12 protein-coding genes are annotated in these 16,104 nt (G+C 48.7%); 10 read left to right on the top strand and 2 right to left on the bottom strand.

Features of this window, described 5'->3' with window-relative positions; genetic code table 11:
• Window positions 1–12 precede the first annotated feature (12 nt).
• The 10 genes from MJB10_RS07785 (at window position 13) to MJB10_RS07830 (ending at window position 13,831) form a co-directional block, all read left to right on the top strand.
• Window positions 13–891, top strand: coding sequence for a carbohydrate ABC transporter permease (locus MJB10_RS07785; protein ID WP_314803204.1), 879 nt, complete (start codon window positions 13–15; stop codon window positions 889–891).
• A gap of 121 nt (window positions 892–1,012) precedes the next feature.
• A complete protein-coding gene (locus MJB10_RS07790; RefSeq protein WP_314803206.1) occupies window positions 1,013–2,017 on the top strand; it encodes a serine hydrolase domain-containing protein in 1,005 nt (334 codons plus the stop codon).
• 127 nt (window positions 2,018–2,144) lie between these two features.
• Entirely contained in the window at window positions 2,145–6,611 is a 4,467-nt protein-coding gene (locus MJB10_RS07795) for a fibronectin type III domain-containing protein (RefSeq protein WP_314803208.1), read from the top strand.
• A gap of 154 nt (window positions 6,612–6,765) precedes the next feature.
• Complete coding sequence (locus tag MJB10_RS07800) at window positions 6,766–7,047, top strand: ATP-binding cassette domain-containing protein (RefSeq protein WP_314805523.1); 282 nt, start codon at window positions 6,766–6,768, stop codon at window positions 7,045–7,047.
• Between the two features lie 261 nt (window positions 7,048–7,308).
• Window positions 7,309–9,816, top strand: coding sequence for a fibronectin type III domain-containing protein (locus MJB10_RS07805; RefSeq protein WP_314803210.1), 2,508 nt, complete (start codon window positions 7,309–7,311; stop codon window positions 9,814–9,816).
• 48 nt (window positions 9,817–9,864) lie between these two features.
• Window positions 9,865–11,439, top strand: coding sequence for a GDSL-type esterase/lipase family protein (locus MJB10_RS07810; protein ID WP_314803212.1), 1,575 nt, complete (start codon window positions 9,865–9,867; stop codon window positions 11,437–11,439).
• A gap of 350 nt (window positions 11,440–11,789) precedes the next feature.
• A complete protein-coding gene (locus MJB10_RS07815; RefSeq protein ID WP_314803215.1) occupies window positions 11,790–11,942 on the top strand; it encodes a hypothetical protein in 153 nt (50 codons plus the stop codon).
• A 6-nt stretch (window positions 11,943–11,948) separates the two neighbouring features.
• On the top strand, window positions 11,949–12,335 hold the full coding sequence (locus MJB10_RS07820) for a sugar phosphate isomerase/epimerase family protein (protein WP_314803217.1): 387 nt from the start codon (window positions 11,949–11,951) through the stop codon (window positions 12,333–12,335).
• Window positions 12,332–12,613, top strand: coding sequence for a sialate O-acetylesterase (locus tag MJB10_RS07825; protein WP_314803218.1), 282 nt, complete (start codon window positions 12,332–12,334; stop codon window positions 12,611–12,613). The genes MJB10_RS07820 and MJB10_RS07825 overlap by 4 nt, the downstream gene beginning before the upstream one ends.
• Before the next feature lie 30 nt (window positions 12,614–12,643).
• Window positions 12,644–13,831 carry an enolase C-terminal domain-like protein gene (locus MJB10_RS07830; protein ID WP_314803220.1) on the top strand — a complete coding sequence of 396 codons (1,188 nt, stop codon included), beginning with the start codon at window positions 12,644–12,646 and terminating at the stop codon, window positions 13,829–13,831.
• 111 nt (window positions 13,832–13,942) lie between these two features.
• On the opposite strand, the gene MJB10_RS07835 is transcribed toward MJB10_RS07830, so the two are convergent.
• Window positions 13,943–15,157: a DUF418 domain-containing protein gene (locus tag MJB10_RS07835; protein WP_314803222.1), complete on the bottom strand. Its 1,215-nt coding sequence runs from the start codon at window positions 15,155–15,157 to the stop codon at window positions 13,943–13,945.
• 45 nt (window positions 15,158–15,202) lie between these two features.
• On the bottom strand, window positions 15,203–16,045 hold the full coding sequence (locus MJB10_RS07840) for a sugar phosphate isomerase/epimerase family protein (protein WP_314803223.1): 843 nt from the start codon (window positions 16,043–16,045) through the stop codon (window positions 15,203–15,205).
• Between the last annotated feature and the right edge of the window lie 59 nt (window positions 16,046–16,104).

Genomic DNA, 16,104 nt, shown 5'->3' on the forward strand with positions numbered 1-16,104 from the left:
GAGGGTTGCACCATGTACTATAAATCAAAATCTTACCGGATTTTCGCCATATGCAATACGCTGCTCCTCGCCATCCTGTCCATCATGTGCATCCTGCCCATGATCCACGTGCTGGCTGTATCCTTCAGCGGGAAGGCGGCGGTCAGCGGCAATTTAGTCAACCTGTGGCCAATCGACTTTAACCTGGATGCGTACCGCAAAACAGTGGCAAACCCAGCGTTCATCAACTCCATACTCGTGTCGGTGGAACGAGTCGTACTGGGAACCACGGTTGGCATGCTAGTCATTCTTGTGGGCGCTTATCCCTTGTCCAAGGAAAGGAATGTGTTCCGCTTCCGTTCCATCTTTATGTGGTTCTTCGTCTTTACGATGCTCTTCAACGGGGGGATTATTCCCTCGTATATCCTGATAACTAAGCTGCATCTAATGAATTCCATTTGGGCATTGGTGCTTCCTGGAGCCGTCTCAGTGTTCAACATGATTATGCTCATGAATTTTTATCGGAATGTTCCGAAGGAGCTGGAGGAAGCTTCCTTGATTGACGGGGCAAACCATCTTCAAACAATGTGGAACGTATATCTTCCGATATCCATGCCTGCCATCGCCACCCTGTCGCTATTCACGATCGTGGGCCATTGGAATAGCTGGTTTGACGGTTTGATCTACGTAACGAAGCCCAGCAATTACCCATTGGCGACCTATCTCCAAACCATCGTAGTAGAAAAGGATTTGAGCAAGCTTATCCAAAGCGCCAACGATATGGAGAAGTTGACACAAAGGTCGATCAAGGCCGCACAGATCTTCATTGCGGCGGTGCCGGTCTTGATTGTGTATCCGTTTCTCCAGCGTCATTTCGTTAAAGGGATCGTTCTCGGGGCAGTCAAAGAATAAAAATGAATGGCCTATGCCGATTGGCTATTGCGATTCCAGTGGACTAGGCTCATTTTTTCGGTTGGAGATTTTATAAGGAAGGAAAGGTTACTCTATGATCAGCCTTCGGCAGGCCAGAGTTATGAACACGTTCGAGGAGTGGGTGAAAGTGGGTTTGGCCACCGGCATCTCTGTCGCAGCAGACAGAAGAGGAGTTCCCACGGTCCGTTATGTCGCAGGGGAGGTCAGCGGGCAAACATTGAACAACGATTCACTGTTCAATGTTGGATCGGTAACGAAGCCAATTACAGCAGCCCTGCTAATGAAGCTGCTGGAGCTGGGTGAAATCACCTTGCATGATCCGGTTCAGCGGTTTATCCCCGAGTTCCGATTCAGCGAGGTAGAGCTCCTGCATCTGCTTGTCCATACGGCGGGGTTCGATGAAAATACGTCCATAACATGGCCGAAAAGCGGCACTGAGAGGGAATATCTGAACGCCATTTACGCCATTGACCGGCTGGGTTATCCGATGGGTGAACGCAATGTTTATTTTTCCTTTGGATATTCCATTCTGATGGACGTGCTGGAGCGGGTATCTGGCTGCTCCCTGGAGATGTTCGCCCGTATGATGCTGTTTGAACCTCTTGGCATGGAATGTACCACCTTCTCCGAAGCCCTTACCCGTTCGGCTATCGTGCCTCTTCACCCTGACACTATGGAAACAGATGCGGACAAGATGGGCCTGGGCATAACGGGAGACAGCGGATTGTACAGTAACCCAGAGGAGCTGCTCCGGTTTGGACAGATGCTTCTCCAAGGGGGAGAGTGGGAAGGCAAGAAGATTTACGCGGAATCCACCGTGGACCTGATGTTCCGGGAAGTGACAGGCGGCGTGTTCGGCAGGACCCCTGTTTTCTGGAAGAAAACCGAACGTGATCTTCACAGGACTACCAACATCGACGTTCACCGCTGTTTTGCCGATTTGCATACACCGAACGCTGTCGGACACAACGGTTTCAGCGGCTGCATGTTCGCTGTGGATCCCGGTTTGGACTCCGTGATTGTGATTTGTACGGGCAGCCAGCGGGTCAATTCTGACGGCCGGAATTACAAACGCTTGATGAACCAGATTTTGTCCCTGGGGTGATTTTTCATGATTTTGCCATATTACTTCAAGTAGGAGGTGGTGTCCCAAAGCGCCTGTTTCCGTCAGCTAGATAACAGCAGGAGTAGCTTGATGACCCTACAAGAACTGAGGAGGCATAATTGATAACATGAATGACAAGAAACGTAAGAAGATATTTCGTTTTACAGCTCCCATACTCGCCCTAGCCGGCATTTTGCTGGCAGGCTCCGGTATTGCCTACGCTGACCGTGATCCTTGGCTTGAACCGTTCTCCCAAGATAGCATCTGGAACACGCCCATAGGCTCCAATGCCGATTATCAAGCTCAGGGATACTTTCCCGTGTCACCGAATATGTACATGGCAGCCGACGTTGAACTGAAGTTCAAGGCGAAGGCGACAGATCCGATCCGGACCATCTATGCACCGAACAGCTGGACTAACCGCTGTGCGGGTACTAACGATCCACAAGGAACCATGTATGTGCCGGATGATGCAATTGTTGACGATGCGATCACGACAGGCGGCATCTACTACACACCAAACGCTGTCACCGGCATTCTGCAACCGGACGGTCATACGTTGGTACAGCTGGAGCCCATGTGCCGGAATGTGGAGGGAGGGCCAGTATACGGGTATCGATATACACCAGATCAGGATATATTCCAAAAAGGCATCAACGGCACCCATTGGGGCTCAGGCCTTTCCGGTTTCGGCGGATCTATCCGCTTTGGCGAACTGACCGGCAGCAATTCCATTAAACATGCGATTAAATTTAACGTATGGGGCAATTATCTGTACTATAACGCGAAAGATACCACGCCGGGCTACCGCTGGCCTGCGGATCGTGCAGATAGCGGCGCTCCAACGCAATACCATGGGACAGACCCGCGTTTCAAAATGGGCGCGCTGCTAGCGATCCCACCTTCCACAACGGCTGAACAGCTTGGGTTGAAGACACAAGCGGGATTAAAATTATTTAAGGCTCTGCAGGACTATGGTGCTTATATAGCGGACGATACGGGCTGGGACTCTTACGGTTGGGATATGGATAAGAATGCCTATGGTGAATTCCAAGAGAAATTTGGTTACGGGTTCGATGCCGGATCAGGTTCAACCGGATCGGCAGGGGATTGGTACAAGGACAATGTGGCGCTGATCAAAGCATTGGCCATTATCAATAATAATAGCCCGACCAGCGTTGGCGGCGGCGGTACTCCGCGTGTATCGCTGGCCGACCCTAATTTCGGACCGACGGACGAAATTGCTCCTACTGCTCCGGGCAGCTTGGTCTTATCCGATAAAACCACGAATTCGGTTACCCTCTCATGGGCGCCTTCCACCGATAACAATGCCATCATGGAGTACGACATTTACAATAATGGCAAAAAGGTGGGCGAAACCTACGGTAAAACTAGCTTTACGGTAAAAGGACTTGCCAAGAATACCGAATACACATTCAAAGTGAAAGCACTGGATACAGGCTTGAATCCTTCGACATACAGTAATGAAATCACCGTACGAACCTTCGACGGATATTTCAATAACTTCAATGATAATACGGCCCAAGGTTGGTCACTTAGCAGCAACAGCACCTTGGAATACGGCCATCTGAAGATGACGAACTGGGGCGGCTCCGCTACGGCGATCTATGACAACAGGTTGTTTGCCATCCAGGGTGGCTATTATAAATACAGTATCAAATTCCAATCAATAGCTGCGGATAATAACGGTAAAAGCCGGGCCTATTTCAATTACCAGGACACTGACAACACCTACTATGTGGAGATCGGCGGGGGCAGCACCAACACAATTACCTTAAACAAGCGTACTGCCGGAGTTACGAAAACGCTAGCTACATCAGCAGTATCCTTCCCGATAAACAATTGGGATTGGCCGACCATCGAGATTAAGTATGAATCAGGCGGCATCATCAGTGTCACTGGCGTTAGAGGATCGACCCGTACCACATTAATCAATCCCGTGACGGATACCACCTTCACGTCTGGCAAAGTGGGCGTTGCTGCCCTCAATACGGAATCGCTTGCCGATGATGTTTCGGTGCTTATGGATAGCCCGAATACGGACCCGGACGTGACACCTCCTCCTGTGCCTGTTAATTTGACATCGCCTTCCCAAACCTACAACTCTATCATTTTGAACTGGAGAGGTACGACGGATGTCAGCGGAATCGCAGAGTATCAGATATACCGTGATGGCACTTTGATCGGCACGACCCTCAATACAACCTTCACTGCAGGGTCGTTGACACCGGCCACCACATACAGCTTCACTATCAAGGCGAAGGATGGAGCAGGCAATGTATCAGCCGCAACTGCTCCACTTACGATCCGAACCACTGACATCCTGGTCAATCAGCAATACGCGATTAATTTTGACGATGGTCAAGCAATCGGATGGGTGTTGAATTCAGCCTCTGTCTCCAATAAAAAGCTTCAGACCGGCAACTGGAACGGTGCATCAAGCGCCTATTACGCAGCTGGTAAATTCTCAGGCAGCTACGTCTATAAGGCAGACGTCAGCGGCAACGGCAGCGATAAGTCTAATTTCCTGAGAATGTTTTTTAACTACACCAATGATCAGAATACGTACTTAATAGAAGCAGGAGGCGGGGCCTCAAGTTCCGTTCAGTTGAAAAAGGTGGTTGGCGGCACAGAGACCGTTCTCGGCACCTACAATGCGTACCTTCTGCAGCTAGGCGCTACCATAGAGATCCGTTACAACCAGGGATCCATTACCGTCATTGGCAAAATGGGTGATACGTATACCACTCTCTTTGATCGGGTGGTGGATAAGAGCTTGACCGAGGGGACTATAGGGGGTGGCGCGCAGTGGAACTACGCGTACTTTGACAATATTTCCGTCTCGATCCTAACGCCTGTCCAAGATACGACGCCTCCAACCGCTCCGTCATATCTGACCGTTGCAAACCAAGGGTTGACCACGGCTGATCTGACTTGGACGGCTTCAACCGATGAGGTGGGTGTAAGCGGCTACTCGATTTACCGTAACGGCCAATACTTGGCCAGCGTCAACGGAAGCCAAAAGACATACAAAGTGACAGGGCTGTCACCAGCCACAAACTATACCTTTACGGTGAAAGCACTGGACGATGCGGGCAATGTATCTGAAGCCAGCAACACAGCGAGTGTTACGACCGACAGTGTACCGGTGAACCAGCCGTATGCCAATAATTTTAACAGTGGGAATATCGCTTCCTGGATCTTGGACAGCAGCTCCACTGTACAATATAACTCCTTACAGCTTGGCAATTGGGGAGGAGCGGCAGAAGCCATTTATAAGGGCAGCCTGTATGCCAACAGCTACAGCATCCAGGTGGACGTTAGTGCATGGGGGACAGGGCAGTACAATGTGACCAGACTACTCTTCGGGTATAAGGATAGCAAGAATACGTATGTACTCGAAGGGGGAGGTCAGGCTACAGATCCCGTCGTCCTGAAGAAGCTCGTTAACGGAAGCGAAACCGTTCTCGGTTCCTATCGGTCAGGGTACGATGTAAAGAATGGTGCAACACTGAAAGTTAAGGTTGCCACCGGAACCATTACGGTGACTGGCATCAAGAATGGTTTAGAAACGGTGTTAATAAGTGGCGTGAAGGACAACACATACCCAGACGGGTACGTAGGCTTCGGCGCCCAATATAACTATGCCTTCTTCGACAACTTCACCATCGGCGGGTTCGCTGATGTGACGCCTCCTACCGTACCGGCTCATCTGGTATCGACGGCTCAAACTGGCAAGTCCATAGACTTGGCGTGGGACGCATCGACGGATGATAACGGTACTGTAACGTATGAGGTTTATCGTGACGGGGCGCTCACAGCAACTGCAACCGAACCGAAAGCGACCATCAGCGGGCTGAGTGAAGGAACTCTATATCATTTTACAGTGCTTGCGAGGGATGCTGCAGGCAATGCATCCGCAGCCAGTATTGAGCTTGCGGTTGGTACGAAGGATACAACTCCGCCGGTCACCACGGTTCAAATTGATCCTGCCGCACCGAATGGAACGAACGGTTGGTATGTATCTAATGTGACAATGACCCTGTCGGCCACGGATAACGTGTCTGTCACTAGCACTACATACCGAATAAACGGTGGTGCATGGACTTCTTATTCCGGCGGGAACGTACTGGCCGGCTTGGCAGATGGTGTCTATCAAGTGGATTACTACAGCACGGACACTTCGGGCAATATGGAAGCCGTTCAATCCAACACGATTCAATTGGACCGTACGCTCCCCACTGCTGCTGTGACTGTGGATAAACCGGTGCTATGGTCCCCCAATAATAAACTTATATCCGTGGGTGTCAAGGTCAACCCGACGGATGCTGCGTCCGGAATCAAATCCTATGTCCTTACATCCATTACCGCCAATGAGAGCAGCATGAATCCGTCCACGGATATCGTAGGAGCTAATTATGGAACCGGCGACACGGACTTCCAGCTCCTTGCTGCACGCGATGGCAGCGGAACAGGCAGAATCTATACCATTATCTATACCGTCACAGACATGGCGGGTTATACCACAAATGTTAGCGTACAAGTAACGGTTCCCCATGACAGAGGGGCATAATCCAATATGAATAGAAGAAGAATCGGCCTTCACTTTGGAGTCGGTTCTTCTTGTTCAATAACCACCGATTTGTGTTATCAAACACCAAAAATTACTATCGTCGCCCCATCAATTAAACTTTATAATTGGAAATTATAGGAATTTCAAATATTCGATTTGGACGCCCCGATGCGACAGAGTTGGAGGTGGAACAGGCAGCGAAAGCGGCGGAAAGTCAACGATAGCACAACTTCTAATGGGCTTCTATGAACCGTCGAAAGGACAGATTCTTGTAAATGGCAAACCGCTCAAGGATTATCATAACAGCGCCTGGATGAAGAAGATCAACATCGTATTTCAGGAGCCTTATGATACATTGATGGAGGAAGGAACTGTCTATTCGAATCTGGTCCGTATGCTAGAGGAAGAGGAGTATGCGAAACTCATTCCGACTTAAAGAAACACCATTTTATTATATAAAAATCCGAAATTTATTATATATAATGGTAGAAGTATCCAGTATATTTATTGCAATATCCCCATTAAAAGTTGTCATAACCAAAGATGGCATCTTTTAATTAATAAAAATAGAAAGCGCATTCTTTTTTAAAAGATGTATATTTTGTAAGGAGGTGATCTCGAGTTCAAATAAACGGAAGGCCGTCGTCACTCAACTCCGTTTGTAAAAAACCAAAAACATATTCAAGGAGGAATGTTCATGTATGAAAGTCGTTCCAGATTGCGTCGTCTAGGTTCTGTCATGTCCACAGCTGTATTAATAGCATCCGCCTTTACGGTCGTCGTCACTCCAGCCAGCGCCGCAACGTCCCGTGATCCTTGGCTGTGGCCTTTTACACCTGACAGCATTTGGAATATGCCCATCGGTTCCAATGCAGTCTATACAGACATCAATCTTCCGGCAGGTGCAACCAATTATATGGCCGTGGATTGGGAGTATAAATTCAAAGCCAAGAGCACGGACCCGGTCAAGACCATTTATGCTCCGAACGATTGGAAATACCGCTGCACGGGGTCGAAGGATCCCCAAGGTACCATGTATCTGCCTAACGATGTGATTGTCCCAGATGCGAGAGTGGCCAACGGAAACTATGAGACACCGAATAATGTATCCTCGATCCTGCAGCCCGACGGGAACACGATCGTGCAGTTGGAGCCGATGTGCCGCGATGTAGCCGGAGGGGATGTTTGGGGATACCGAAACCCGACCAACGATACACAGCTGACCAGCACGGGTTATTACGGTACCCATTTCGGCTCCGGGCTCTCGGGCTTCGGCGGATCGATCCGCCACGGCGAGCTTTGGTCGCCCGAACCGCTGCACCATGCTTTAAAATTCAATATTTGGGGCACTTATTTGTACTACAATGCTTCCGACCCGACTCCGGGCTACCGCTGGCCGGCTGACCGAGCAGACGCCGGTGCGCCAACGCAATATTTTGGTTCCAATCCGAAGCTGGAGATGGGATCGCTAGTAGCCATTGCGCCTTCGGTCACGGAAGCAAGTCTTGGTTTGAAAACGGATGCAGCTAAGAAACTGTTCCATGCCCTTCAGGATTATGGCGCCTATCTTGCGGACGATACCGGTTGGGACTCCTATGCATGGGATATGGATTTAGAGGCATACAAGGAATTTTCCGAAGTAACAGGCTACGACGCCCAACAAGGTTCGGGAGCGTCCGGCGGTGCGAAAGACTGGTGGGATGACAACAATAAGCTAATTACGGCCATGAAGCTGATTGACAACAATGGTCCGAACAGCATTGGCGGAGGCGGAACCCCCCGTGCTCCACTAGCGCCATCTACATTCAGTGCTACGGATTCTACAGCTCCATCCACACCAAGCAGCCTTCGCGTAACAGGCAAGTCGACCTCCACGGTGACCCTCAACTGGACCTCCTCTTCCGACAATGTGAGGGTGATGGAATATGACATTTATCAAGGAAGTACGAAGGTTGGTTCCACCTATGGTGCCACCTCTTACACCGTCAAGGGATTATCACCCAACACCTCATACACCTTTACCGTGAAGGCGAAGGATACTGGACTCAACACCTCAGGATCAAGCAATGGCGTTACAATCAGTACATACGACGGGTACAACACGGATTTCAGCAATCTTACAGGCTGGACACTCAGCAACTCGTCTAATGTATTCCTACAGTACGGCTTATTGGAATCCTCCAATTGGGGCGGAAAGGAATATGCATTCTACTCAGGCAAAATCTTCAGCGCACCGAGTGCCGGCAATAACTACGTATACCGCGTCCAATTGAAATCTGATTCCGGCGACAACTACGGCAAAACGCGGGTATATGTCAACTTCACGGACAGCAGCAACAATTATTTCGTTCAGTTGGGCGGCGGATCATCTAACACAGTAGAATTATTTAAAACCTCCGGCGGAACAGAGACCAAGCTTGCCACTTATCCGGGCAGCTACCCCATTCCCAATAATCAGATGACGGAGATCGCGGTTAAGTACGAGAACGGCGGCTATATCACAATCACGGGAACGAAGGGCAGCACGATGACTACATTGTTCGACCGTGTACAGGATACCACTTTTACCTCTGGTAAAATCGGACTGGGCACTGCCAACACCCAATCGTTCTTCGACAATGCTAGCGTGGTGGTGAACGAGCAGCCGGTGGTGAACAGCTGGACAACCGATTTTAATAGCTTGAACGGATGGACGACCAGCAATGCAACGAACGTGACACTTGCTTTCGCACAACTGGAGCTCTCCAATTGGAGCGGCCGGGAGTTTGCCTTCTATAAAGACCAATCATATTCCGCTCCGACAGCCTCCAACAAATACACCTATAAGGTGCAGCTCAAGACCGACTCGGGAGATAACTATGGTAAAACCTTCGTTTATTTCAATTACACGGACATCAACAACACCTACTTCGTCCGATTCGGCGGAGGAACGGCCAATTCGGTGGAGCTCGGCAAACGAATCGGGGGAACCGATACGGTAATTGCCTCTTACTCGGGCAGCTACCCAATCCCCAATTCAATCTATACGGAAATTGCCGTCACCTACGAGAACGGCGGATTGATCACCGTGACTGGCAATAAGAATGGTACCGCCACCTCCTTGTTCAATAAGGTTCAAGACACAGCGTTTAACTCAGGCAAGGTTGGTGTTGGAACGCTCAATACGCAATCCTTCTTCGACAATGCCAGTGTAACGGCACAATAAGCTGAGCCTATTTAACCTATTCCCCTATTATGAAAGGAGCCTTTTTCTATGAATTGGAGAAAATCCATCGCAGCACTATCCGTAACAACCCTTTTGGTCGGCTTTTCGGTCATTGGTAGTGAAAGGGCATCGGCAGACACCACTCCACTCAAGATTATGCCGTTAGGAGACTCTTTGACGGAGGGATACGGCAACTTTGTCGGGGGTTATCGGGTTGATTTGTACACCAAGCTTATCAATGCCGGAATCAACTTCGACTTCGTTGGTTCTGCAAGTGGAGGCCCGTCTACACTGCCTGATAAGAATCATCAGGGCATGGTCGGCTGGCGAATCGATGAGCTGATCTCGAAGCCGGACTGGGGCACCACCATTGAGGGATGGTTAAATACCTATCAGCCGGACATGGTGCTGCTTCAAGCCGGGACGAACGACGTCAATCAGAACTACGATTATGCCACCTGCTGGTCACGTCTGAACGATCTGATCGACCGGATCATAGCCAATCGTCCCAATGCTTACATAGTCGTAAGCACCATTCCGAACGACGGCTATTTTGCGTATAATGACCGTGCGGCTGTCTATAATGCTGGAATCCCGGATATTGTGTACAAGAAGGCTTCACAGGGTAAGAAGATTTACCTTGTTGACAACTTTAATGCAGGCACGATTTACCCGGATGATTTCGGATATGGAGATGGTTGGCAGGACCAAGTGCACTTCAACTGGAACGGATATGCCAAACATGCGAACAACTGGTTCGCCAAGATCCAGAATATTCTACAGCCTTCCGATTTCACAGCACCATCCACCCCGCAGCCGTTGTGGGCTGCTTCCAAAACAAATACCAGTGTGACCCTAAATTGGAGCGCATCCTCAGACAATGTAAAGGTGGACCATTATGAAATTTATCAAAATACAGCAACAGGTCCAGTTTACGCAGGTCATTCCTACACCAATGCTGTGACACTTACCGGACTAACTGCCGACACCGCGTATCAGTTCGAAATCAAGGCCTACGATGCCGAGGGCAATGCGTCTGCGGCCAGCTATTGGTTGAGTGTGACCACCAATGCGACGGCGGACACGGTCAATCTGTTCTCCGATAATTTCAATGATCGCTATGCTGACGGCTGGAAAACCAGCGAAGGGCAGTGGATTGTGAATAATGGGGAATACGTGAAGAGCACCGGCGACTCTGGACGGGCAATTATTGGCGATTATGCCTGGGCTAATTATGCGGTGCAAGGAACTGTCGTGCCTTCTAACAGTAAGAGCAGTGTGGGCATTCTCGGGCGAGTACAATCGAACGACAACTCGTTGTTCTATCAATTGGATCTGAATACCGACGGAACAACGAAGAAATGGTCCATCAAGAAATTCACCGGATTGTTCTCTTCCACGACGCTTGCTTCCGGCACCTATACTTACACTGGCGGCACACCGTACCTACTCAAGCTTTCTATGAATGGCTCCACTTTGTCCGCTTCCATTTCAACGGACAATGGCCTGAACTACTCACCATTGGGGAGTGCGACCGATTCTGCGTATACCGCGGGGAAAGCGGGGGTCAGGACAGACGGAACCGGGTCCCACTTCGACAACTTTAAGGTGACTGCGAATTGAGTATGTAGTCCTGGAAAGTAGATATATCAAAGAAACTATGCTACTAGCGCGCATCGATATTTCAATCGATGCGCGTTTTTTAGTTTGAATTTGAAACCGCTGCCGAATACAACCTACTTGTTGAATGGTAGAGGCAAGGTCGCTGTTAGCGGCGAGAGCTTTGAATAACCTCTTTCCCGAATACCGGCGAATACTAGGTAGAATCTTCTGCATAATGGCATGTCAAACTGACCTAGGACGGACATCTTTTGCAGGATAACCGGCTGTTGCAAAAGATGTCTGTTTCTTTATGATGCAGTCAAGCCTAAAATGTAAGTGAACAACACTGATGGAGACAAGGAGAACTATTGATGAAATTTGCAATCTTTACAGTTATGATGCCGCATTACAATCCGATTGAAGCGCTGGATGCCTTGCAACGAGCCGGATATGACGGTGTTGAATGGCGAGTGGCGCAGGTACAAGCCTTGAGTTGTCAATATGGTATTAAAGGACTTATTTAAATCCATATGGGTAACATTGCAACTAGCGCTTCTGCGGCTCGGCGATTGGTCGATGGCTTCGATCCTGCCCTGATTGGCGTTATTCATGATGCAGGCAACATGGTATATGAAGGCTTTGAAAATTACCGCATGGGCATTGAAATATTCGGTGAATATCTTAGCCATGTGCATATCAAAAATGCACGATGGCTACGCGTTCAAGAGGGAGGCGCAGCACGTTGGCAAGCGGAACCCTCGCCTATTGAAGAAGGTGCAGCAGACTGGAGCCAGTTGTTAACCGACCTGAAGGCTTCCGGCTATAACGGCTGGCTTAGCTTCGAGGATTTTTCGAATCCTGCTATATCGGAAGAAGCGCTTGCTCAGCAATTGGCATACGTTCGTTCTTTGCTTTGAATAAATTTTGCAAATCAGTACATTCCTACGAATCAAAGGTCCCCTTCGTTGCTTCGATGCTAGGGACCTTCATGGACCTTACCTCGTATCCTTATGCATACATGATTAATGAAGCGCTTATGGAAGTCTCTTCCAAGCTTAGCTCGTTTCGATTGGTAGAGTCAGAAGGGCTCACGCATAAGGGAGACTTCTTGCACTATGATAATCCATCGGCCAAACAATTAGGATTGCGGATGGCGAAAGTATGGTTGGAGATCGCCATGCAAACGGAAGCATAACAGGCTGGTGTATTAAGGGGGGGGGTAACGGTGAAAATAAAGCAAATAGAAATAATGAAGATTCCTCCCAGCTGGGTCTGGGTTAGAGTGGACACTGACGAGGGGATATATGGACTAGGTGAGCCTTATCTAGAAAATCATCCGGATCAAGTGATCTCGGAGGTGCATAGGCTTGTACCCTTATTAATTGGTGAGGACCCGACTAGAACTGAATATTTGTGGCATAAAATGTACACATCCGGAAGTGGCTATCGCGGGGGGCCCATTAAAATGAGTGCGATTAGCGGTCTTGATATGGCTTTCTGGGACATTAAAGGTAAAGCCAGCAATCTCCCAATTCACCGCTTGCTAGGTGGCGGTTTTCGCGACAAGGTGAAAATGTATCGAGCTTGCGGCAGCAAGATGCCGCACTCGGTAGATCCGGGAGATCCATACCGTTTGGGATTGAAGAGTAATCATGGGGAACAGAAAAGTGAGGCCCGCAATTATTATGAGGTTGCCAAAATCCTTGTTGAAGAATGGGGATTTCAATGCTTAAAGTTGCATTTTGACATGGGTGAAAGTATCGAAGGGCAGCTTAAGATCAAGCAATTTATCGAAATTGTAGAGGCTGTTCGAGAGGCTGTTGGTTATGCAGTCGACATTGCCATTGATATTCATAATCCACATCCGCGTTCAGGATTAAAGCTTGCTCAAGCACTTGAGCCGTATTTCCCTCTGTTTCTTGAAGAACCTATTCCAATGGAGCGCATAGATCAGTTACGGCAAGTCGTTGATGGGACAACCATTCCGATTGCTGCTGGGGAGCGCTGGATGGGGAAATGGGCGTTTCACGAGGCGATACAAAAGGGAGCAGCCGTATTGCAACCTGACATTGCCCATGCAGGAGGATTTACCGAATTGAAGAAAATAGCTGGGATGGCAGAGGCTGCTTTTGCTACAATGGCACCCCATTGTCCACTTAGCCCTTTAAGTATCGCTGCCTCCATACAGTTGGCTGCCAGTATTCCTAACTTTCTTGTACAAGAACACAACGAGGTGAATGACGCTCGCGTTAATGGTCAAACGGTTATCGGTCTTGGATACTTTCAAAATCCGTTCGTACTTGACAACACAGGCTGTGTTGCTGTACCGGAGAAACCTGGACTTGGAATTGAACTCTCTTCTGAAGGGTTGGAAACAATCATGAGCAAACCCTGGTCGGTTGTGCGGGGGTAAGGCTTATGAGAGCAACTCCCACTCACGCATTATTGTAAAAAAAGCTCAAGTGACGTCAAATTGGCGTCCTTGAGCTTTTTTGGTGATAGATCTTGGCTTCATTGTTGCATACTATTGTATCCTCGAATAGGTCACAGAACGCCATACTCGTTCCAGAGGGCCCATTCGGAACCGTTGCAGCCACCATCTAGAAATACCAATCTGCAACACATATACCACAATAGCGATAAGTAGAGCTTGCCAAGTTTGCACTTGACCATAAAGTCCTAAGCCATACCCATAAAACAAGATGGAATAAACGACGGATTGACATACATAGTTCGTTAGTGCCATTCTGCCCGGATAAGCAAGGGGTGCGAGAATTCTACCCCATCTTGAATGGCGGCATAACAACACAAGGGAGGAAGCCAAGCCAAGCGAGATGAGAGGGCCCATCAGTGTTTGATTGTAGAACAAGAACAGCACACCTGTGATTGCTGGCGTGTAATGAAAAAATAGCAAAGTAATGACATTTAGCGGTATGCCGATGCCGAGTCCCCACTTGGCTATTTTACGAAATAAGGGCATGTACTTGTCTACGTTCTGAACAATCCCGGTCTTACCTGTGTATAAACCAAGCAGGAACATGCCTAGCACAGTGGGTATTCTTGAAAGCAGCAAAGGAAATACATCGATATAAGACTGAAGTCGCTCGTTGGCAAGCTGAAAAAAAGTTCCTTTGCTGATGACACCAATGCTTTCTTGTTGACCCTCTCGAAACATTTCTATAAAAGAGGCATCAGCTTGCGCAAGAGTGGCATCAAAGCTTGTGAACAGCCTAAGCGCTGTCACACTGATTAAACAAAACGTCACAAGCAACGTCATGCAGCCAAGAAGAAGTAGGGCCCATCGTAACAAGGTTGATTTCTTCAACTTCCTGAACATAAGCAGCAGTATGCCTACCATTGCATATAACAGTAAGATATCACCGTCCCAAAGCAGAATAATGTGAAGGAAGCCTATCACAGCCAGGCCTAACATTCTGCGAGAAAATTGCGGGATGATGCGATTGCCGCGTTGTTCGGCACGAATCATTTGGATGGCAAAGCCTAGTCCGAATAAGAAGGAAAACAAAGTAAAAAATTTGGATTCCACCAAAAGCAAAAGTAGCTGTGTAAGCCAGTTATTGAGTACGTCACCACTTGCAACAAAGCCAGGAGGTCCGCCAGGTGTGAACGAAGCAATATTGATCGTGAAGATGCCAAAAAGTGCAAAGCCGCGAATCACGTCAAGTATCTCAATGCGTTCGTGAATGGCGATAGATAAGGCTGGTTGATTAGACTTCATTTGGGTAACCTCTTTCAGCAAGCAGGAATATTTGAAGTCCTCTGGTTAGATCAAATTCTTCAAGTACGCCAAATTCGTAGCTAGCGAAGCTTGCGTAGGCGCAGGATCAGAGAAATCCTCAAAGCTTAGCCACCCATCATAGCCTACTGCTCGAAGATCTGCAAGCAGCTGTTTGAGCTCAGCGCTACCTTCACGTAGTGGTGCCGATTCTGCACGCCATTTGACTCCGTTGCTATCCTTGTCCAGAACCCATCTTGCATTTTTAATATGCACATGACCCAGGTATTCGCCTAAGATTTCGAGCCCCATTCGGTAATTCTCGAAGCCTTCGTAAACCATATTGCCAGCATCGTGAATAACACCAATATGCGCTGGGTTGAAACCCTCTACCAGACGTCTCGCTCCAGAGGCACTAGCAGCAATATTCCCCATGTGGGTTTCAATAAGTCCCTTAATCCCATAATGCTGACTGAGCGATTGCACACCACTTAGATAAGCTCGCCCTTTGGCAAGAAGCTCACCGTAAGTATGGGTGCGATCATACATGGGTACGCCGACGCGAATCGAAGGGGACCCAAGCGCTTGCGCGATCCTCATATCCCGATCCACTCCTTCCAAATCTCCTACCTGCAAATAGCTGCCAAGATTAGTTGCGACTAGCCCTCTGCGACTTGTTTCTTCACGTAAATCGGCTAATTGTTGGGATGTGGATGACGTATCTATGGTTGCTAAATTATTCCCCCAGAATGAAGGTGTTTCCCTGGTAAGCGCAGGATTCAACTTCGTTACGCGCCATTCAACGCCGTTATAGCCGGCTTTGTGCAGCACATCCAGTGCTTGAATTGGACTGTAATTCGGCAGCATGACTGTAAAGACAGCAATTTTCATAAAAAGAGTTCTCCCTTGTTGTTCGTATAGTCTACCATTATTTTAAGTGGCGTAGACGG

The organism is Paenibacillus sp. MBLB1832 (assembly GCF_032271945.1).
GTDB classification, from domain to species: Bacteria; Bacillota; Bacilli; order Paenibacillales; family NBRC-103111; genus Paenibacillus_E; species Paenibacillus_E roseopurpureus.

What these genes read in the sequence shown, in the direction of transcription:
- MJB10_RS07785 (WP_314803204.1), top strand. Translation starts at nt 13, where the DNA reads ATGTACTATAAATCAAAATCTTACCGGATTTTCGCCATATGCAATACG.
- MJB10_RS07790 (WP_314803206.1), top strand. Translation starts at nt 1,013, where the DNA reads ATGAACACGTTCGAGGAGTGGGTGAAAGTGGGTTTGGCCACCGGCATC.
- MJB10_RS07795 (WP_314803208.1), top strand. Translation starts at nt 2,145, where the DNA reads ATGAATGACAAGAAACGTAAGAAGATATTTCGTTTTACAGCTCCCATA.
- MJB10_RS07805 (WP_314803210.1), top strand. Translation starts at nt 7,309, where the DNA reads ATGTATGAAAGTCGTTCCAGATTGCGTCGTCTAGGTTCTGTCATGTCC.
- MJB10_RS07810 (WP_314803212.1), top strand. Translation starts at nt 9,865, where the DNA reads ATGAATTGGAGAAAATCCATCGCAGCACTATCCGTAACAACCCTTTTG.
- MJB10_RS07815 (WP_314803215.1), top strand. Translation starts at nt 11,790, where the DNA reads ATGAAATTTGCAATCTTTACAGTTATGATGCCGCATTACAATCCGATT.
- MJB10_RS07820 (WP_314803217.1), top strand. Translation starts at nt 11,949, where the DNA reads ATGGGTAACATTGCAACTAGCGCTTCTGCGGCTCGGCGATTGGTCGAT.
- MJB10_RS07835 (WP_314803222.1), bottom strand. Translation starts at nt 15,157, where the DNA reads ATGAAGTCTAATCAACCAGCCTTATCTATCGCCATTCACGAACGCATT.
- MJB10_RS07840 (WP_314803223.1), bottom strand. Translation starts at nt 16,045, where the DNA reads ATGAAAATTGCTGTCTTTACAGTCATGCTGCCGAATTACAGTCCAATT.